Here is a 21,781-nt window from a genome sequence, read left to right on the forward strand (position 1 = left end):
TTGCGTTTTTATCAGAAAAGAATTTATTTACTATAGATCTCTTCCTGGCTGACGCTAAGACGGGGGTGGTAATAAAAAAGCTCACCAGCAAGGTGTCTAATACCCATATAGACGAATTTAACTTTATTGAATCTGCCGGAACCTGGTCGCCGGATGGCAAAAGGTTTGCCTTTAGTGTTTTTAACAGGGGGCGTAACCGTATGCTGGTTGTTGAAGTACCCAGTGGCCGAATAATAGATGATGTTTCGATGGATAAAGCCGAACAGTTTAGCAACTTATCATGGTCGCCGGATGGCAGTCAAATTGTTTTCCAGGGATTAGCCGAAGGGCAAAGTGATCTGTATCTGTATAATTTTAATACTAAAAAAATTACCCGGTTAACTAATGATAAGTATTCTGATAATCAGCCAAGTTTTTCGAGGGATGGTAAGAAAATAGTTTTCGCAAGCGACAGAACAACTTATGACCGCTCACTATCACAAGATATAACATTCAACTTAGCAGAATATGATCTGGCTACCGGCCAAACCAGGGATATACTATTATTTAATGGGGCCAACAATTTAAATCCTCAGTATTCATCAGACGGTACGCAGATTTACTTCTTATCAAATCGTGATGGTTTCCGCAATATGTATCGCTATACAACCAGCACAGGTAAGGTAGAGCAAATGACCAACTTATTTACAGGTATTTGTGGCATTACAGAATTCTCGCCTGCCTTAAGTATATCGGCTAATAATGATATTGTTTACTCCTATTACAGATCTCAAAAATATTCGCTTTACAATGCAAAGGTATCTGATTTTAACCCCGTTACCGTAAGCGGTGCAGAGGTTAATTTTGACGCGGCAATGTTGCCTCCGGCTCGTGCAGTTGGAGTAGATTTGATCAATTCAAACCTTAATAATTACCTGGCTTATCAAAAAATACCTACTGATTCTATTAAAGATCAGGCTTATAAACCAAAATTTAAATTAGATTATTTAGCCAGCAGTGGTATTGGGGCATCAGTAAGTTCATTTGGTACGGGTTTATCAAGTGGTGTTCAGGGTGTGTTTAGCGACATTTTAGGGCGTAATCAGATATATGCAGGTGCTGCTATAAATGGCGAGGTTTATGATTTTGGCGCACAAGTGGTATATATAAAGCAAGAAGGCCGGTGGAACTTTGGTGGTGGTATTTCACATATCCCTTATCAATTTGCCAATTATAATTTAGTGAATACTACTTATAATACCGGTAGTAAAACTATACCTGCTACAGAAGAACGCTACGATATAATTCGTATTTTCCAGGATCAGATTTCCTTATTTACTTCCTATCCTATTTCTAAAACCAGCCGGGTAGAATTTGGTGGTGGTGCGTCACAGTTCTATTATCGGGTTGACCGCTACAGCACCTATTATGACACTTTAGGGAATGTGCTTAATTATCAAAAAAATCATATTACAAACTCTGCTTATAATTCTGATCCGTTAAATGGCGGGGCATTATTAAATCCGTTTACGGTTTTCCAGGTAAATACATCATTGGTTGGCGATAATTCATTTTTTGGTGTAGCATCTCCACTTAATGGTTTCCGTTATCGCCTGGAGGTCGAATATGATTTTGGCACTTACAAGTTTTTTGCGCCTACTATTGATCTGCGTAAATATGTACGTTTAGACCCGGTTACTTTTGCCGCAAGACTGTATGGATATGGTCGTTTTGGTAATTCTAATGGCTTATATCCTTTATATATTGGTTACCCATTCTTAATTAGAGGATACGAAGCACAAACCTTTTATAACGGAAATGGTAAACCAAGTAACGGCTTTACTATTGATCAATTAACAGGAACCCGCACAGCTGTAGCAAATTTTGAAATTCGTTTACCTTTTACGGGGCCCGAAAGACTATCGCAAATTAAATCTAAGTTCTTTTTTTCTGAGCTTAATTTCTTTTTTGATGCAGGTTTAGCCTGGAACGCTGGTAACCAGGTAAAGTTACAGACAGCGCCAGACAAAATAGGAGTTGATACCAATGGAAACAATGTTTATGACACCAATCAGCGCGTTCCGGCATTAAGTACAGGTATATCACTACGTGTAAATATTTTTGGTTATTTTGTTTTAGAGCCCTACCTGGCAGTGCCATTTAACCGTAATGATGTTAATAAACCTGTATTTGGTTTAGGTTTCACACCGGGCTGGTAGCATCTGTTCAAATTTGTTTTCATAGATGCCTGACCAGCCTAACAGGCAATAAAAAGACAGTATACAAATTATATCAATATTATCCCGCAGCTTCCTGTTTGTCAGGCAAGATATTTACCGCCGGCTTCCTTCAGAATCGCAGTCGCCAGCGACACCTTGCCTTTTGCCACTATCAAGGCGAGTTTTGGACTTCCACCCTGTAGCTTGCGCCCGTGCCGGGCGCACATAATTCAAGCGGGTAACTTTTCTTACCCGCTTTTTTTGTTTTTAATATTACCGTATTGCATTTTTTTAATATTTCAACATATTGAAAATCAATAACATATACTGAATATATAAATTATTTAAAAATATTTTTTGGATGTTATTACATTAATACTACTTTTACACTACCAAACAGGTAGACATTATAGAATTTATAGATTAAATGAAATCATCTAAACACATCCAATCTTTAAAGCCCATGCGTATGGGTTATTTAGTTAACCCTTCTTTCCGCTGCTGTTGTTGCTGATTCTATAACACACACAGTCCATTTAATTAACCTTTTTACAATTACAATATAACTATATATATGAAACACGCATACATACTAAAATCACTATTAATATTTGCCATATTATTCTCTGCTTTTGCAGCAAAAGCACAACAAAGTGAAGATTTGTTAAATCTTCTTATCCAAAAAAAAGTAATCAGTCAATCAGAAGCTGATTCTATCCGCTCTGAAAATGCGTTGAAAGAACAGCAGAAAAAGGACAATCAAAAAGTTTTTCCCCTATCACTTGGAAAAGCATTGAATTTAACTGGTTTATTCCAGGAGCGTTACCAGGGTTTCCAGGGAACATCGGGCATTGATGGTTTCGATACGCGTCGAGCCCGCCTTGATTTTAAAGGCGCTATATCCAATAATTGGGATTATGAATTATATGTTGAATTTGCAGGTACACCGGCCTTGGTAGATGGTTATACCACGTATAAGGTCGCCGATTATTTAAAAATATCAGCGGGACAGTTTAAAATTCCATTTTCGGTAGAAAGTTTAACTTCCGATAGCCAATTAGAGTTAATTGACCGCTCGCAGGTGGAAGAAGCATTAAATGCAAGAGGAAAAGATGTTTTAGGCAATCAAAATGGTCGCGATATTGGCGCACAAATTAATGGTAGCTTCTTAAAAATAAAAGACTACTATTTGTTTGATTATACCTTCGCTGTATTAAATGGTAATGGAATTAATAGAGCCGATAATAATCAGGATAAAGATGTATCCGGTAGATTCACGGTCCACCCTATTGCTAACTTAGCCTTATCGTATGACTTTTATCACGGTCGTGATATATATGGTACTTCTACCGCGACACAGGTGCGCAACAGGCAGGGATTTGATGCCCGTTATGTATATGGCCCATTATCATTGACCGCAGAATATGATAAAGGTACAGATGCCCTTATAAAAAGAGATGGCTGGTACGCACAATCTGCTTATTTTATCATACCTAAAAAACTACAGGTAGTAGCAAAATATGATACTTACGATCCGAACAGTGTAGTATATACCGACCGCAGCACCTGGTATATAGGTGGCATTAACTATTTCTTCAACCCGTGGACAAAATTATATGTTGACTATACATACAAACGCGAAGAGATACCTACTGCCCAGGTTAAAAACAATTTATTCGCGGCAGAAATTCAGATACAATTTTAAACAAGGTTAATCCTATATAATATGAAAAAGATATTCTCAAAAAATCAAACCATTTTGCTAACTACCCTTGCACTAAGTGTATTGGTAATAGCATCATCATTTATTAATAAGATCAATAAACCAACTCCTCCTGTTGATGACCTGGAAGGAACAATAAGTATCTCAGGTGCATTTGCGTTATATCCCATTACTGTAAAATGGGCAGAGGAATTTAGAAAGCTACACCCTAAAGTTAAGTTCAATATTTCGGCGGGTGGTGCTGGTAAGGGTATTACCGACGCGTTATCAAATCTGGTTGATATAGGGTTAGCTTCACGTGATATTAGTCCTGAAGAAGTAAAAAAAGGCGCCTATACTATCTATGTAACTAAAGACGCGGTTGTACCAACTTTTAACGCCGGAAACCCTAACGCGGCAGCTTTATTGGCGAAGGGCGTTAAAAGAGACCAGTTTTTAAATGTTTTTGTTACAGGTAGCATAAAGGATTGGAAACAATTGGCGGGGAATGTATCTGTCCCAATTCACATCTACACCCGGTCTGACGCTGCCGGCGCTGCCGAAACATGGGCAAAATACTTCAACAAGAAACAAGAAGATTTGCTTGGTGTAGCTGTATACGGCGATCCGGGTTTGGCGCAAGCTGTTAAAAAGGATGTAACTGCAATAGGCTATAATAATTTAGCCTATATATACGACCTAAAAACGCGCAAACAAGTTGCCGGTGTACATGCTTTACCTATAGACGTAAACGGAAATGGTAAAATTGACGCTAACGAAAATTTTTATGGTACAATTGACGAATTGACCGATGCGATTGCTACCGGAAAATACCCCTCGCCCCCTGCCCGTAATCTCGGCTTCCTTTTTAAAGGAAAACCAAAGAAAAAAGAACTGGTAGAGTTTGTTAAATATGTATTAACTGATGGCCAGAAATTTGTTGACGAGAATGGATACATCGCACTTTCTAAACAAAAATTGCAAGAAGAATTAAAGAAAGCACAATAATAAGGGCTTCCAACTATCTATGGAAACTTAATTATATTAGCTTTCTTTATACTACTAAAAATGATACTACAGCGAATACGCTTTCTAAAAGATAAATTTATTTCAAAACTGATGTTAGTGTTTACACTGGCATCAGTTTCTTTAGTTTTTGTGATAGGCATAGGTTTATACTATCGGTCCATCCCTGTTCTAAATAAACTTTCATGGTTTGATCTGCTAACCAAAAGCGATTGGAAACCTATGAAGGGCTTGTTTGGTTTTTACCCTTTTATAATGGGTACTTTATGGGTAACTGCAATTGCTATCATCATAGCCCTACCCCTTTCCATCCTCACCTCACTTTATTTGGTTGAATATGCTCACGCAAAAATTAAGCGGATATTGATACCGTTTGTTAATTTGCTATCAGGTATACCGCCGGTAATTTACGGCGTGTGGGGTGTATTATTTATTGTACCGCTTATACAGGAACATATAGCGCCGCATTTTATTGAGTTCTCGACCGGTTACAGTGTATTAGCAGGCGGTATTGTACTAGCGATAATGATATTTCCGCTGATAGTAAGCATCATTACAGAGGTATTAACTACTATACCTCAGGAGCTGAAAGATGCTTCATTATCTATTGGAGCTACTAAATGGGAAACTATAAAAAAGGTTATTATCCGTAAAGCAACTCCGGGTATAATAGCTGCTACAGTATTAGCCATATCGCGGGCGTTTGGCGAAACTATTGCAGTTTTAATGGTTTGCGGTAACAATGCTGTTGTGCCGCATTCTGTTTTTGATACCGGTTACCCGTTACCAGCGCTTATAGCCAATAATTATGGAGAGATGATGTCTATACCATTGTATGATTCGGCTTTAATGTTTGCCGCCTTATTACTTTTTATCATCATCTTGTTATTTAACATTATATCGCGGGTAATATTGGCACGTTTAGAAAGGAATTTAACAAAATGATAAAGCGTAAAATAGAAGAGCTGTTTTTTAAAGTACTCATGATATTGGCTACTATAATAGTAACGGGTAGTTTCTTCCTGATAGTAGGAACCATATTTTCAAAAGGAATCCCGTACATGAATTTGGATATGATAACCAAAATTCCGGGTGGTGGTTTTTATATTGGTAAAGAAGGCGGTGTGTTAAATGCCATAATCGGTTCATTATATATAGCCTGTGGTGCCACTGTTTTGGGTCTTATTATCAGTATCCCGGTAGCTATTTATATCAACATGTATATTGACGGTGAAAAATTTAAATCAAACCTGATACGCCTGGCCTTTGATGTACTTTTTGGGATACCTTCAATAGTGTATGGCGCGTTCGGTTTTTTAATAATGGTTTATTTTGGTATAAGGGCTTCATTACTTGGCGGCATTATAGCCGTAACCTTATTAGTTATACCCATACTGGTGCGTACATTAGATGAAGTAATACGCACCGTTCCCGGCGAACTGCGTGATGCAGCCTTATCATTAGGCGCTACACGTTGGGAAGCGGCTAAAGTTATTTTGCGCCAAATACGCCCGGGAATATTCACCGCCATCCTGTTATCTTTTGGCAGAGGCATTGGCGATGTTGCATCGGTATTATTTACTGCCGGGTTTAGTGACAATATACCAACTTCATTACATGAGCCTGCTGCTACACTACCGCTTGCTATATTTTTCCAACTGGGCAGCCCGGTTGAAGAAGTACAGGGACGCGCGTACGCTTCCGCGTTAATTTTAACTATCGTGGTGTTGATCATCACGGTATTAGCCGAATTATTGATAAAGAAATTTTCTAAACACAAAATCTAAAATGACAAACACTCCGCATATTAGTGTGCAGGATTTTAATGTATACATCGAAAATCAGCACATTTTAAAAAACATAAATATCAACATCCCTAATAAGAGTGTTACTTCTATTATCGGCCCGTCTGGCTGCGGTAAAACAACTTTGCTAAAATCATTTAACAGGTTACTGGATAATACTGCCAATGTAAAAATTGATGGTAAGGTTTTGGTTGACGGTGAGAACATATATGACCCAAACGTAGAGGTAACCCATATCCGTAAAAAAATGGGGCTCCTGTCTCAACGACCCTACCCATTACCTATGTCTATTTATGATAATGTGGCCTACGGGCCGCGTATTCATGGTATCCGTAAAAAAAGTGAACTGGACGAACTGGTTGAATTACAACTAAAGGCAACCGGTCTTTGGAACGAGGTAAAAGATCGTTTAAACGCATCGGCTACCCGTTTATCAATCGGTCAGCAACAGCGCCTTTGCCTGGCACGTGGTTTGGCTGTAGAACCCGAGATAATTTTAGGGGATGAATCAACATCGGCATTAGACCCCGTTTCAACCCATATAATTGAGGATCTTTTTATCCACCTAAAACAAAAATATACCATTGTTTTAGTGACACATATATTGCGCCAGGCCCGCCGCGTATCAGACTATATTATTTTTGTTTACATGGGTAAGATCATTGAGTTTGGCCCTACTGAAGAAGTTTTATTGAATCCGAAGGAAGAACTTACCAGAGAATATGTTAAAGGATTTATAAGTTAAAAAGTATATTTTTTTTTAAAAAAACAGCTCATTTTCAACCATTTTACTATCTATTTATTAAAAATAAACACATTTTAACCTCATTAACTACAAAAAATAGTTTTAATTGTCATTTTTCAAACTTATCTATCTAAAACAGGGATTATAAGCTTAATAATTACGATATTTATACCGTTTTCTACTTAAATAGCAATGATTACCTATAAACGGATAGTAATAAAAATTGGCTCGAACGTTTTAACCCAAAGTAATGGCTTACCAGACCAGCAACGGATTGGCAAACTGGCAGAGCAAATTGCAACTATAAAACAGCAGGGTATCGAGGTAATATTAGTATCATCAGGCGCTGTAGCTGCGGGAAGAAGTTTGATAACCGTTTCTGATAAATATGATGCTATAGCAGCGCGCCAGTTATTGGCTTCTATAGGGCAGGTTAAACTTATTAATACTTATGCGCAGTTATTTGAAAAACACAATATCTTGTGCTCACAAGTACTGGTAACAACCGAAGATTTTAAAGGCAGGCAGCATTATTTAAACATGAAAAACTGCCTTGAGATATTATTGCAGCACCAGGTTATCCCGATAGTAAATGAAAATGATGTAGTATCGGTAACCGAGCTCATGTTTACTGATAATGATGAGCTGGCCGGGCTTATTGCTTCTATGTTAAATGCCCAGGCCCTTATTATTTTAACCAATGTTGATGGCATTTATGATGGCAACCCTAACGATGAAGGCTCGGCTATAATTGAAGAGGTTATTGATACCGGCATCGATTTTGCCTCATTCGTCTCTTCGGGCCGCTCACAATTTGGGCGTGGTGGTATGATAACGAAATCACACATGGCGCAAAAAACAGCACGGTTGGGTATAGCTGTACATATTGCCAATGGTACAAGGGATAATATTTTAATAGATGTTCTTACCAATACAGTAACACATACGCGTTTCATCCCTAACAAAACAGCATCCGAAAAGAAAAAATGGATTGCCCATTCAGAGAAATCGGCTACAGGTATTGTACAGGTTAATACCGGTGCTAAAGTTGCTCTTATATCAAGCAAGGCCACCAGTTTATTACCCGTTGGGATTGTGAACATTTTAACTGACTTTAAAAAAGGCGAAATAATTAAACTGATTGATGAACAAAATGGACTAATAGGCCTGGGTATTGCCGAATATGGCGCCGATAAGGCAAAAGAAAGTATGGGCAAAAAAAACCAAAAGCCACTGGTACATTATGATTATCTTTATTTATTAGGTTAATAAAAATGATCTATAACCAATATTTTGAAAATGCGCAGATAGCTGCAAGGAAGCTGAATATAACGTCGGAAACAATTAATCAGGTATTGAAAGATCTGGCAGCAGAAGCCATATTGCAAACAAATTATTTGCTGGAAGAGAATCAAAAAGATCTTGACCGTATGGATAGTGCTAATCCAAACTATGACAGGTTAAAGCTTACTGCTGTGCGCATACAGGACATTGCTAAGGATATTATAAATGTAGCTGGGTTAGAAAACCCGTTAGGGCATATACTTTCAGAAAAAACAATGCCTAATGGCTTACACATTTCAAAGATAAGCGTGCCTTTAGGTACAATAGGTGTAATATATGAAGCAAGGCCCAACGTTACCTTTGATGTGTTTACACTATGCTTTAAAACAGGCAATATCAGTATTTTAAAAGGAGGAAGTGATGCGTCTTATTCTAACCAGGCAATTATTTCTGTTATCCATAAAGTACTGTCAAAAAACAATATTGATGTTAATGTAACCACCCTCCTGCCTGTAGAGCGGGAAGCAGCCGATGCGCTCCTAAACGCCGTGGGGTATGTTGATGTGATTATTCCGCGCGGTAGCCAGGGTTTAATTAACCATGTAAGGCAAACCAGTAAAGTGCCTGTAATTGAAACAGGAGCCGGTATTGTCCATACTTATTTTGATGAGTCTGCCGATCTGAAAAAAGGAACTGATATTATTTTTAATTCAAAAACCCGTAGGGTAAGTGTATGTAACGCGCTGGATTGTGCCATTATCCATTCGGCACGTTTAAAGGATCTGTCTGAATTGGCTAAACCATTAGGCGAAACCGGGGTAGAAATATTTGCTGATGAATTATCATATATTGTATTAAAAGAAAGTTACCCTGTGCAACTTTTACATAAAGCCGGACCTGAACACTTTGGTACCGAGTTTTTATCAATGAAAATGGCTGTTAAAACAGTTGATACTTTTCAGCAAGCTCTTGACCATATCGCTGCACATAGTTCAAAACACAGTGAAGCTATTATTACAGAAGATCCTGAAAATATGGAAACCTTTTTAAACCGGGTTGATGCTGCAGCAGTATACGTCAACGCGTCCACAGCGTTTACTGACGGGGCCCAGTTTGGTTTGGGTGCAGAAATAGGCATTAGTACACAAAAGCTCCACGCGCGCGGCCCAATGGGCCTGCAGGAACTAACCAGCTATAAATGGTTAGTTAAAGGAACCGGACAAACACGTCCATAAAGTAAAAAAACTAACACCTTCGCAAGAGTTTCTCGTAGCTTATCCTGCCGGTAAAGTAATAATTATTGCCTTATTGCACTAAAAAAATGGCGGCAAAGTGTTTCACAAATTAATGAAACACATGAAACACTATTTTAGTTTAACCTATTGATATATAGCAACTTGACAAAATGAGTGAAACACCATGAAACAGTACTAATACTTTAGGTAAACACATATAAATATCTAATAATAAACACTTTATACTATTTATCGATTTTTACAAATATGGGGTGAAACACCTGATGTGAAACACTTTATTCGACTGACCCGTCCTAAAAAAAGTTTACACTTTTGGTTGTTAATCTTGTATTGAGTTTACAAAACTCCCGTCTTTTCATGGACTATTACGCTCATGATTATTAAACAATGCAATTAGCTTTTTTTTAAAACTTCTTGGTTAGCCAAACCTTTACTTAGTTTAGTATAAGTAATTAAATAAAAATTTCTATGGACATATTCTCAGTAAACCCGGCAAATGGTAAAGCTATTGATCATTACAGATCGCATACTAATAAAGAGGTTAAACTGAATATTGAGCAAACACATGCGGCCTGGCTTAAGTGGAAAGAATCATCATTTACAGCACGCAGTTATTATTTGATAAACATGGCTAAAGTGTTGTTAAGTCAAAAAAATGAACTGGCCCGGTTAATGGCTTTAGAAATGGGCAAACCTATAAAACAAGGTATTGCCGAGGTTGAGAAATGTGCCTCAGTTTGCGAGTATTATGCTAAAAACGCCGCTGGTTTTTTAAAGGATCAATCGGTTAAAACCGAGGCTTCAAAAAGTTTTGTAACTTTTGAGCCCATAGGGGTTGTGCTGGCAATTATGCCGTGGAACTTTCCATTATGGCAGGTATTTCGCTTTCTGGCCCCTGCTTTAGCTGCCGGCAATTGCGGCATATTAAAACACGCTTCAAATGTACCTGGCTGCGCTATAGCTATCCAGGAGATTGTTGAACAATCAGGATTTCCTGAAAACGTATTTCAAACCATCCTGGTAAACAGTGCTAAAATTGACAAGATAATTGAGAACCCATTAATTAAAGCTGTGACAATTACCGGGAGCACAAATGCCGGAAAAAAAGTTGCCGCTAAAGCCGGCTCATTAATTAAAAAGACGGTATTAGAATTAGGCGGCAGCGATGCTTACGTTATTTTGGAAGATGCCGATCTGGATAAAGCAGCGGAAATATGTGTTAATAGCCGCCTTATAAATAGCGGGCAAAGCTGCATAGCAGCTAAAAGGTTTATCGTAGTTAAATCTGTCGAAAAAGAATTTATAAAGCTTTTCTATGAAAAAATGAACGCTAAAATAATGGGTGATCCATTAAATGAAGCCACCGATATCGGTCCGCAGGCGCGGGTTGATTTGCGCAATGAATTGCATAACCAGGTAAAACGGTCCATTAAAAAAGGAGCTAAATGTATTTTAGGCGGCGAGCTGCCAAAAGGAAATAATGCTTATTACCCACCCACTATATTAACAAAAGTAAAAAAAGGAATGCCGGCTTATGATGAGGAATTATTTGGCCCGGTAGCCGCTATTATTTCTGCCCGCGACGAAAGAGACGCCATACGAATAGCTAATGACAGCATATTTGGATTAGGCGCCGCGGTCTTTACAACGGATAAAATCAAAGGCGAATTAATAGCTTCAACCCAAATAGAAGCGGGTTCATGTTTTGTTAATGCCATGGTTAAATCAGATCCGCGTTTGCCATTTGGTGGCATTAAAGAATCAGGCTATGGCCGCGAACTGGGCATGTTTGGGATACATGAATTTGTAAATATAAAAACGGTTTGGGTGGAATAAAGATTAGTTATTGAAGATTAAAGATTGGTTAAATACCAATCAAACCCATTTTATCGTATTAACCTAAAGGAAAATATCATTGTATTTCAATCATTTATGTGTTTCAACTAAAGTTTTTATTTATATAAATATTTTACTACTATAATCAACAACTAATCTTTAATCTTCAATAACCAATCTTACAAAACCCAAATCTTACTATTTGCTGACCCTCGTTCCTATCATCCTAAATCACAATAATGTATCTTTGCAGCAATTATGAGTAAGCACGGAAGAATTTTAGTGGCAATGAGCGGCGGGGTTGATAGCTCGGTAGCGGCAGTGATGCTGCATGAGCAGGGCTATGAAGTTATTGGGCTTACCATGAAAACCTGGGACTATGCTTCTGCGGGAGGCAGCTCAAAAGAAACAGGCTGTTGCAGTTTAGATAGTATTAATGACGCCCGCGCCCTGGCCGTTGGTTACGGTTTCCCGCATTATATATTGGATATCAGAAATGAGTTTGGCGATTTTGTGATAGACAATTTTGTTGATGAATATTTAGCCGGCCGCACCCCTAACCCATGTGTATTATGTAACACCCACATTAAATGGGACGCTTTATTAAAACGTGCCGATAAATTAGATTGTGAACACATTGCTACCGGGCATTACGCCAATATCCGCTTACAGGATAATGGAAGATATGTTATATCAAAAGGTAAAGACGAAAATAAAGATCAATCATACGTGCTTTGGGGTGTATCGCAACAAAACCTTGCCCGCACAAAATTCCCGTTAGGCAGTTTCTCTAAACCCGAGATCAGGCAGATGGCGATGGATATGGGCCAGATAGAATTAGCCGGAAAAAGCGAAAGCTATGAAATATGCTTTGTGCCGGATAACGACTACAGAGCCTTTTTAAGAAACAAAGTGGAAGATCTGGAGCAACGTGTTGCCGGTGGCAACTTCGCGTTAACAGACGGCACTATAGTAGGCAAACACCAGGGTTATCCCTTTTATACCATAGGCCAACGCAGAGGGCTGGGTATTGCTTTGGGTCATCCTATGTTTGTAACCAGCATTGACCCGCTTACCAATACCGTAGTTTTAGGTACCGAGGATGAACTGCAACGTAAACAAGCATGGGTTAAAAACCTTAACCTGGTTAAATACGAAAATATTACTGAACCTTTAAACGCTATCACCAAGATAAGATATAAAGACGCAGGTGCGGAAAGTACCATTGTACAAATGGGCGACCATATGAAAGTTGATTTTACCCATATGGTATCGGGCATCGCTCCCGGGCAGTCTGCCGTATTTTATGAGGGCAATGATCTGCTGGGCGGTGGATTTTTGATGTAGTACACGTCAAATTTTTAAACGCTGCAAAACCCCAACTTTTCAACGTTACAACCGTACAAGGTTGCAACGTTTTACAAAAAACAAATTTGCGTTTCCCTTTCTTTATGTTTTATTTGCAAAAAATAACTGCTTAAATGGCTAAAAATCTATTAATAGTTGAATCTCCGGCGAAAGCTAAAACCATTGAGGGATACCTGGGTAAAGACTTTACAGTTAAGTCAAGTTATGGGCACATCCGCGATCTGGTCAAATCTGAAGACGCTATTGATATAGCCAATAACTTTGAACAAAAATATGAGGTACCGGCAGATAAGAAGCAGATAGTGGCCGAGTTAAAGAAGCTGGCTAAAGAAGCAGACATGGTTTGGCTGGCATCGGACGAGGACCGCGAGGGAGAGGCAATATCATGGCATTTATTTGATACTTTAAATCTTAAAGACGCTACCACCAAGCGTATTGTCTTTCATGAGATAACCAAGCCGGCTATAATGGCCGCTATAGACAATCCGCGTAAAATAGATTATAACCTGGTTAACGCCCAACAAGCCCGCCGTGTTTTAGATAGATTGGTAGGTTTTGAACTTTCGCCTGTTTTATGGAAGAAAGTAAAACCCTCACTATCAGCAGGAAGGGTACAGTCAGTTGCAGTAAGAATAATAGTTGAACGCGAACGCGAGATCAATAAATTTAAATCAGAAGCGGCTTTTAAAATAGCAGCCATTTTTGGTAAAGGCAAACAGGCTTTTAAGGCCGAACTAGCCGAACGCTACAGCCAACAGGAAGATGCAGAGAAGTTTTTAACAGACTGTATAAGTGCAGATTTTGACATTAAATCATTAGAAACCAAACCTGCAAAACGTTCGCCGGCTGCCCCGTTCACTACCTCTACCCTACAACAAGAAGCCAGCCGTAAGTTAGGCTACTCGGTTTCGCGTACGATGCAGGTAGCCCAAAAGCTATACGAATCGGGTCATATTACTTATATGCGTACCGACTCTGTTAATTTATCTGAAACTGCTTTACAAGCTGCTGAACAACAAATTAAATCTGAGTATGGCGATAAATATCATCAGCACAGAAAATATAAAACCAAGAGTGCAGGCGCGCAGGAAGCTCACGAAGCCATACGCCCAACCTATTTTAACAACCATACCATTGAAGGTGATAACAGCGAAAAACGCCTTTATGAATTAATATGGAAGCGTGCCATCGCATCGCAAATGAGTGAAGCACAGTTTGAGAAAACTACTGCTAAGATCAGTATATCAACCCGTAAAGAAGAATTGGTTGCCAATGGCGAAGTGATGAAATTTGATGGTTTCCTGAAGGTTTACCTGGAATCAGACGATGACGAGGATGACACCCAACAGGATGGTGATAATACCATGCTGCCACCTTTAACTAAAGGCCAGCGGCTGGAGTTGGAAGAAATGTCGGCAACTGAGCGTTTTTCACGCCCACCGGCAAGATATACAGAGGCCAGTTTGGTTAAGAAATTAGAAGAGTTAGGCATTGGCCGTCCGTCTACCTACGCTCCTACCATCTCTACCATACAAAACCGGGGTTATGCAGTAAAAGAGGAGCGCGAAGGCAAGCAAAGAAAATTCAGGATTTTAACGCTGAAAAATAAAAGCATAGCTAAAGAAGAAAGAACAGAAAATACAGGCGCTGAGCGGGGTAAACTATTCCCTACTGATATAGGCGCGGTGGTAAATGATTTCCTGGTACAACATTTTCAAGGTATTGTTGATTTTAACTTTACCGCTAAAGTTGAAAAACAATTTGACGAAATAGCACAGGGATTAGAAGAATGGACTACCATGATAGGTAATTTTTATAAGCCTTTTCATGCGGATGTACAAAATACTATAGAAACAGCCGATAAAGCGACCGGAGTACGCGACCTGGGCATTCATCCCGAAAAAGGCGAAAAAGTATCTGTACGTATTGGCCGTTACGGCCCGTTTGTACAGGTGGGCGAAAATGCCAGTGATGACAATAAGGATTATAAGCCTTTGTATGCCAGCCTGCGCACCGGGCAAAGTATAGAGACCATTACGTTGGAAGAAGCGCTTGAACTGTTTAAATTGCCTAAAGTTGTTGGCGAATATGAAGGTAAACCAATGAAAGTTGCCATCGGCAGATTTGGCCCCTATATTAGTCATAACAGCTCTTTTGTTTCTTTACCTAAAGAAATTGACCCGCTGGATGTAACCGAAGAACAAGCGATTGAATTGATAACTGAAAAGCGTAAAAAAGATGCTGAAAAGTTAATTAAAGCTTTTGATGAAGACCCAACCGTTAAAGTATTGAATGGCCGCTGGGGACCTTATATAGAATTTGGCAAGCAAAACGTTAAAATACCAAAGGATATAACAGACCCCCTAACCTTAACGTTTGAACAATGTAAAGCATTAGCAGACGCGGATAGTAAGGCCCCTAAAAAAGGTGGTAAAAAGTTTGCGAAGAAGAAGTGAGCAGTTAATTAGGTTGATTAAGTGAGTTGTTTGTTGAATAAAAACCATTCATTTAATCAACTCAATACAACAAATCAACTAAGAAATGATTAAGGATCTTCCCGAAAATAACGTTAAAGATATTGCTGTCGCTGTCGCTTTGGAAAGTGAGAATGCGGAGAGTAAGACCTGGCATGTATACCTTATCAACCTAAAAAAAGAAGCTATTGAGAATGTGCTGATAACCTCGAAAGGTTATGGCGAAAAAAATGGCGAGCCTGTTAAGACATCTACGCTGCGACATATGTTTCCAATCGTCGCCAAAGGCAGTTATAAGCAGATTGAGCTTATTGATGAGCAAACATTTGGCTTAAATAATGAATACTGGGTAAGCTACTATATCGGCACACAGATATATGATAAAAAATTCATCTTCCTGCCCGAAAGTATTGTTGATTCTAATTTTATCAAATTACCGGTGGTTAATAAACCCGGAGTAATGATTTTATAATACCCCCCTTATTATTTTCATCTTCCAATTTTGCATTAAATTCATTACTTTCCGTTTTTAATTTAACTGACATAATTTTATCTAAACCAGGACTGTATGAATATTAAGTTTCGCTTGATACTGATGAATTTTATGCAATTTTTCATATGGGGGTCCTGGTTGATAACTATCGGAGCATATTGGTTTCAAAATAAAGGATGGTCGGGCGCACAGTTCGGGGCCATTTTCTCTACCATGGGTATCTCGGCAATATTTATGCCTACCATTACCGGCATTATTGTAGATAAATTTATTAATGCCGAAAAGCTTTATGGCATTATGCATATTCTGGGGGCATTGGTGTTATTTAGTATCCCGCTTGTAACTAACCCTACAACATTTTTTTGGGTAATATTACTAAACATGATATTCTATATGCCAACGTTATCTTTATCAATAACAGTGGCTTATTCCGCCTTAAAAACTGATGGTAAAGACGTTGTAAAAGATTATCCGCCTATCCGCATTTGGGGAACTATAGGATTTATAGCAGCGCTATGGGCAGTAAGCCTAACGCATAACGAAACATCAGCCAACCAGTTCTATATCGCGTCTGCAGTGGCATTAATATTGGGCATTTACTCTTTCACGCTCCCAAAATGCCCCCCGCTTTTAACAATGGTTGATAATAAGTCTATAGTAAACCTGCTTGGCTTAAATGCTTTCGCGCTGTTTAAAACCCCTAAATTTGCTATTTTCTTTGCATTCTCCATGCTTTTAGGAGCCGCGTTACAGCTTACTAACGCCTATGGGGATACATTTATTCATGATTTTAAAAATGTACCTGCATATCAGGGCCTGATAGCAGTAAAATATCCTGCCATTATTATGTCCATTTCCCAGGTATCCGAAACATTGTTCATTTTAGCCATACCTTTTTTTCTGCGCAAGTTTGGAATAAAATATGTAATGCTGTTTAGCATGTTAGCTTGGGTGTTACGCTTTGGCCTTTTCGCATTTAGTGATCCGGCCGATGGCTTGTGGATGATCGTGATGTCATGTATTGTATATGGTATGGCGTTTGACTTTTTTAATATCTCGGGATCTTTATTTATTGAAACCCAAACAACGCCCGAAATAAGGGGCAGCGCGCAAGGACTATTTATGATGATGGTAAATGGTTTCGGTGCATTTTTTGGAAGTTTGATAAGCGGGTTAATTATCCAAAGCTTTTTTACATACGCCGACCAAAGCAAGAACTGGCACGGCATATGGCTTAGCTTTGCCGGATATGCATTGGTAATTGCTATTATCTTCCCGTTTGTATTTAGATATAGGCACAATGCTGCATTAGTGCGCGCCATACAACACGCATAGAAATTTTAATATTTATAATCAACCTACAGCCTAATTATCACCAATGAAAAAACATTACCGTAAGGAAACTGATTGCTTAAACTGCGGAGCAGAATTACAGGGAAAATTTTGCCATGTATGCGGCCAGGAAAACCTGCAGATAAGGGAAAACTTTGGCCACATGATGAACCATGCCATAAGTGATTATTTTCACTTCGACCACCAGTTTTTTCATACCCTTAAGCCTTTATTATTTCAACCGGGTAAACTTACCAATGAATATATGGCCGGCAGGCGGGTGCAATACCTGCATCCCGTAAAAATGTACATATTTATAAGTTTGGTTTACTTTCTGTTGTTATTTAAAACCGGTAATGAGCCTATAAAAGCAACTCATACCAAAGATAAGGCAGTTACTAAAAAAGAGCTTGATTCTACAAATAAAGTATTAGATAATGTTGCTAAAAATCCACGGATGCCCGCTTTTGCAAAAGCTGCCATTATAAATGCAAAAAAAAATATTGATACAGCTAAGCGCCATGATACAACCGATACTGATGGTGAAAAATCATTAATTAACAAATCATATCTGTTACCGGGAGCAACGCATGATACCACTTATGCGCAATATCTAACATCGCAGCAAAAACTATTGCCCAAAAAGCGCGATGGATTTTTAAAAAGAATATATCACAAAAAGGCATTTTACTACAAAGAAAAATATGGATCGCGAGCCAAAGAAGTGTTTTTTGAAGAGTTTAAACATAATATGCCAAAAATGATGTTCCTGATGCTGCCATTATGTGCGCTTATATTCAAGATCACTTTTTGGAGAAACAAAAAATATTATGTTGAACACTTGATATTCACTTTCCACTTGCATTGTTTTCTGTTTCTTTTCCTGGCAATTATTATGCTGCTTGAACTAATTATACCCAAAAGCTGGGATCTCTATGATTGGTTAAACCTCGCGGCCACTGTTGGAATTATTTGGTATTTATACCGTTCATTAAGGGTATTTTACAATCGCAGCAGATGGAGAACAATAAGCAAACTAATAGGTGCTACTTTTATGTATTTTATAGTATTTACTTGTTGTCTTTTCATAGCCCTTCTAATTACGGCAATCACTTTATGATGCCATAAGGAAGGTGCAAATTTTTAGAATAATTTATAAGCCAGCGATAAATTGAACAGGTTAATTTTGGTAGAGTTTGTACCATAATCCTGCTTGCTTAAACCAGCCTCATAGCGCAGATCAACAGATAAACTGCGGATATCTATGCCTGTACCAAACTGCCAGGCGTAGTTTTGATCTTTATAATTTAGGTGAGCGATATTGCCTGCTGCATTACCATAATTCTGATCTTTATTTATAGCAAATGATACTACGGGCCCGGTATAAAATCTGGCACCGAAACCAAATGCGCCAACCTTGCCGCCAAATAATACGGGAACATCAACACTGGTAAATTTGGCCTGAACCCCGTCTACAGTTACGTTTTTACTGGTTATATAAGCCTCCGGCTGAACGTTGAAACCTAACGCTCCAAATCGCGTCCATATACCGCCTAAATAACCCGCCTGGTTACTGCTGTTAAATGTGCCGGTTTTTGAAATACTGGTTAAGTTCATCCCACCCTTTAATCCAAACTGAAAGCTTGGAATAATCTGTGCAGAAGCCATGTATATGGTGGCAATACAAATGGTTAGTGTAAATAAGAGTTTTTTCATGGTTTTGGGTTTATGCCGTAAAAATATAAAACTCCTGGTAATAAATTATGTTTGAATTATTCCCACATTAAATTGCTTTTCTATAGGCGAATGATTTGCCGCTTCAATACCCATAGATATAATGGTACGTGTTTCTAACGGGTCTATTATACCATCAACCCAAAGCCGGGCAGCGGCGTAATAAGGTGTTGTTTGCGCATTATAGCGGTCTGTTGTTTGTTTTAATAATTCGTCCTCTTTTGGTTGGTCAACTTCTTCTCCCCTTGCCTTCATGCCTGCAGCTTGCATTTGCACTAAAGTTTTTGCCGCCTGCGAGGCGCCCATAACCGCTATTTTTGCAGATGGCCACGCGTAAATCAGCCGCGGGTCATAAGCCTTGCCGCACATTGCATAATTGCCGGCTCCGTAAGAGTTACCTATAATAAACGTAAATTTGGGTACAACCGAATTGGCAACCGCGTTAACCATTTTGGCGCCATCCTTAATAATGCCACCTTGTTCAGACCGGCTGCCTACCATAAAGCCGGTAACATCCTGCAAGAATACCAACGGTATTTTTTTCTGATTACAGTTCATGATAAAGCGGGTGGCTTTATCGGCCGAGTCTGAATAAATAACGCCGCCAAATTGCATCTCGCCTTTTTTTGATTTGATAACCTTACGCTGGTTAGTAACAATGCCTACCGCCCAACCGTCAACACGCCCTAATCCGCAGATAATTGATTGTCCGTAGCCTTCTTTGTACTCTTCAAATTCAGAGTTATCCAATAATCTTAAAACAATCTCGCGCATATCATAGGCCTTTTCCCGGTTATCGGGCAGTATACCATAGATATCTTTCATATCCAGTTTAGGCGTTACGGGCTTTATACGATCAAAACCGGCTTTGTTAAAATCGCCTACCATACTCATGATGTTGCGGATAGAATCTAAACAAGTCTTATCATCAGGCTGCTTATAATCTGTAACGCCCGATATTTCGCAATGGGTAGTAGCACCGCCTAAAGTTTCATTATCAATATCCTCGCCTATAGCAGATTTTACCAAAAATGATCCGGCAAGAAAAACAGAACCTGTTCCTTCTACTATCATGGCCTCATCGCTCATAATAGGCAGGTATGCGCCGCCTGCAACGCACGAGCCCATTATGGCTGATATCTGGATAATGCCCATACTGCTCATGATAGCATTGTTCCTGAAAATACGGCCGAAATGTTCTTTATCCGGAAAAATCTCATCCTGTAAGGGCAAATAAACCCCTGCCGAGTCAACCAAATAAATAATAGGCAAGCGGTTTTCCATGGCAATTTCCTGCGCGCGCAAATTCTTTTTGGCAGTAATAGGGAACCATGCCCCGGCCTTTACCGTTGCATCATTAGCCACAATTACACATTGCCTGCCTGATATATAACCAATACCGGTTATAACACCGCCCGACGGGCAGCCGCCATGTTCGGCATACATGCCCTCGCCTGCAAATGCGCCAACCTCCAACCAGGAAGAATCTTTATCTAATAAATAGGCAACACGCTCGCGGGCAAGCATTTTACCTTTTTCTTTTTGTTTGGCCGCGGCTTTTTCGCCGCCACCCAGGTATATTTTTTTAAGCTTTGTGTTTACTTCAAACACCAGCTGTTTGTTAATATCTTCGTTTTTATTGAATTCAATATTCATAGCAGATTATTACAGAAAAATACAATTTAGATAAAAAACGGCATGAACCGCATTTTTTATCTGTCTGATCTGCAAAAACCATACTGTAACTTTTTTATTACAAAAAGATTTGCAAACGCAACTTATAATCCTTTAATTCGTATAACTATTTGATTAAACGCCTAATAATGATAATTTTAACAATAGCCTATTTGTGCAGGCGCTTTAATGTACTTGCACGCATATACAGTTTAGTATTAATTACACAGATACCCTCGGTTACCTTAGGCCTGTTTCGCATATCAGGCTCATCCGGTAAGATAATTTGATTATTGTACCTTTTAGGTAAGGTTTCTATCCTTGAACCAAACATCATCGGGTTCAATTTTTATATTTTCCATCAGGCTTACCAACTCAATCGCATCGGCTGATGTGATGACCAACTTACGGTTAACCGGCTTTAGCAAGCGCTGCTCAACCATAACGTCCATTTGCTTTAACAGGTAATCATAGAAACCATTTACATTTAATACACCTATGGGATGTTGGTGCAACCCCAGCTGCAGCCAGGTTAAAACCTCGAAAAATTCCTCCAATGTACCAAAGCCGCCGGGCAGCATAATAACGCCGTCGCAAAGGTCGTTCATTAACTGTTTACGTTGGTGCATGTTTTCAACAATATGCATTTCGGTTAAGCCGGTATGGCCAACTTCCTTATCCATTAAAAAACCCGGAATAATACCTATAGCCTTACCACCACGTTGTAAAACAGCATCGGCTATAATACCCATTACACCTACTTTACCTCCACCAAAAATTAAGGTGATGTTTTTATTTACCATTACTTCGGCCAGCTCTTCAACAGCTTGCCTTAATATTGGGTCGCCGTTAAA

General features: G+C 39.0%; 17 protein-coding genes. 14 read left to right on the forward strand and 3 right to left on the reverse strand.

All coding sequences use genetic code 11. The features are described from left to right. The 14 genes from JWP71_RS04925 to JWP71_RS04990 all read left to right on the forward strand — a co-directional run. Positions 1–2,198 (forward strand): tolB protein precursor (locus tag JWP71_RS04925; protein WP_299497637.1); only part of this gene is annotated, 2,198 nt, incomplete at its 5' end. Positions 2,199–2,772: 574 nt separating this feature from the next. After that, positions 2,773–3,903: a porin gene (locus JWP71_RS04930; RefSeq protein ID WP_299497638.1), complete on the forward strand. Its 1,131-nt coding sequence runs from the start codon at positions 2,773–2,775 to the stop codon at positions 3,901–3,903. Between the two features lie 21 nt (positions 3,904–3,924). Beyond that, positions 3,925–4,908 carry a substrate-binding domain-containing protein gene (locus tag JWP71_RS04935; RefSeq protein ID WP_299497639.1) on the forward strand — a complete coding sequence of 328 codons (984 nt, stop codon included), beginning with the start codon at positions 3,925–3,927 and terminating at the stop codon, positions 4,906–4,908. A gap of 60 nt (positions 4,909–4,968) precedes the next feature. Next, positions 4,969–5,871: a phosphate ABC transporter permease subunit PstC gene (gene pstC, locus JWP71_RS04940; protein ID WP_299497640.1), complete on the forward strand. Its 903-nt coding sequence runs from the start codon at positions 4,969–4,971 to the stop codon at positions 5,869–5,871. Further along, positions 5,868–6,713 carry a phosphate ABC transporter permease PstA gene (gene pstA / locus JWP71_RS04945; protein WP_299497641.1) on the forward strand — a complete coding sequence of 282 codons (846 nt, stop codon included), beginning with the start codon at positions 5,868–5,870 and terminating at the stop codon, positions 6,711–6,713. The genes pstC and pstA overlap by 4 nt, the downstream gene beginning before the upstream one ends. Before the next feature lies 1 nt (position 6,714). Continuing rightward, positions 6,715–7,476, forward strand: coding sequence for a phosphate ABC transporter ATP-binding protein (locus JWP71_RS04950; RefSeq protein WP_299497642.1), 762 nt, complete (start codon positions 6,715–6,717; stop codon positions 7,474–7,476). Between the two features lie 192 nt (positions 7,477–7,668). Beyond that, the gene (proB, locus tag JWP71_RS04955) at positions 7,669–8,745 is read left to right on the forward strand and encodes a glutamate 5-kinase (RefSeq protein ID WP_299497643.1); all 1,077 of its coding nucleotides are present in this window, start codon (positions 7,669–7,671) and stop codon (positions 8,743–8,745) included. 5 nt (positions 8,746–8,750) lie between these two features. Beyond that, positions 8,751–9,995 carry a glutamate-5-semialdehyde dehydrogenase gene (locus JWP71_RS04960; protein ID WP_299497644.1) on the forward strand — a complete coding sequence of 415 codons (1,245 nt, stop codon included), beginning with the start codon at positions 8,751–8,753 and terminating at the stop codon, positions 9,993–9,995. A gap of 489 nt (positions 9,996–10,484) precedes the next feature. Continuing rightward, complete coding sequence (locus JWP71_RS04965; protein WP_299497645.1) at positions 10,485–11,852, forward strand: NAD-dependent succinate-semialdehyde dehydrogenase; 1,368 nt, start codon at positions 10,485–10,487, stop codon at positions 11,850–11,852. Positions 11,853–12,110: 258 nt separating this feature from the next. Beyond that, complete coding sequence (mnmA, locus tag JWP71_RS04970) at positions 12,111–13,199, forward strand: tRNA 2-thiouridine(34) synthase MnmA (protein WP_299497646.1); 1,089 nt, start codon at positions 12,111–12,113, stop codon at positions 13,197–13,199. A 134-nt stretch (positions 13,200–13,333) separates the two neighbouring features. Next, the gene (gene topA / locus JWP71_RS04975; protein ID WP_299497647.1) at positions 13,334–15,676 is read left to right on the forward strand and encodes a type I DNA topoisomerase; all 2,343 of its coding nucleotides are present in this window, start codon (positions 13,334–13,336) and stop codon (positions 15,674–15,676) included. An 85-nt stretch (positions 15,677–15,761) separates the two neighbouring features. After that, positions 15,762–16,166 (forward strand): hypothetical protein, encoded by a 405-nt coding sequence (locus JWP71_RS04980; RefSeq protein WP_299497648.1) that lies wholly within the window; start codon positions 15,762–15,764, stop codon positions 16,164–16,166. 96 nt (positions 16,167–16,262) lie between these two features. After that, positions 16,263–17,522 carry a nucleoside permease gene (locus JWP71_RS04985; protein WP_299497649.1) on the forward strand — a complete coding sequence of 420 codons (1,260 nt, stop codon included), beginning with the start codon at positions 16,263–16,265 and terminating at the stop codon, positions 17,520–17,522. A gap of 43 nt (positions 17,523–17,565) precedes the next feature. Continuing rightward, a complete protein-coding gene (locus JWP71_RS04990; RefSeq protein WP_299497650.1) occupies positions 17,566–18,639 on the forward strand; it encodes a DUF3667 domain-containing protein in 1,074 nt (357 codons plus the stop codon). 23 nt (positions 18,640–18,662) lie between these two features. Here the strand turns inward: JWP71_RS04990 and JWP71_RS04995 are convergent, their stop codons facing one another. The 3 genes from JWP71_RS04995 to JWP71_RS05005 all read right to left on the reverse strand — a co-directional run. After that, entirely contained in the window at positions 18,663–19,235 is a 573-nt protein-coding gene (locus tag JWP71_RS04995) for an outer membrane beta-barrel protein (RefSeq protein ID WP_299497651.1), read from the reverse strand. Between the two features lie 45 nt (positions 19,236–19,280). Then, entirely contained in the window at positions 19,281–20,909 is a 1,629-nt protein-coding gene (locus JWP71_RS05000) for an acyl-CoA carboxylase subunit beta (protein ID WP_299497652.1), read from the reverse strand. Positions 20,910–21,229: 320 nt separating this feature from the next. Beyond that, positions 21,230–21,781 (reverse strand): TIGR00730 family Rossman fold protein (locus JWP71_RS05005; protein WP_299497653.1); only part of this gene is annotated, 552 nt, incomplete at its 5' end.

Origin of the sequence: Mucilaginibacter sp. (assembly GCF_028287845.1) — a bacterium.
Taxonomy (GTDB): domain Bacteria; phylum Bacteroidota; class Bacteroidia; order Sphingobacteriales; family Sphingobacteriaceae; genus Mucilaginibacter.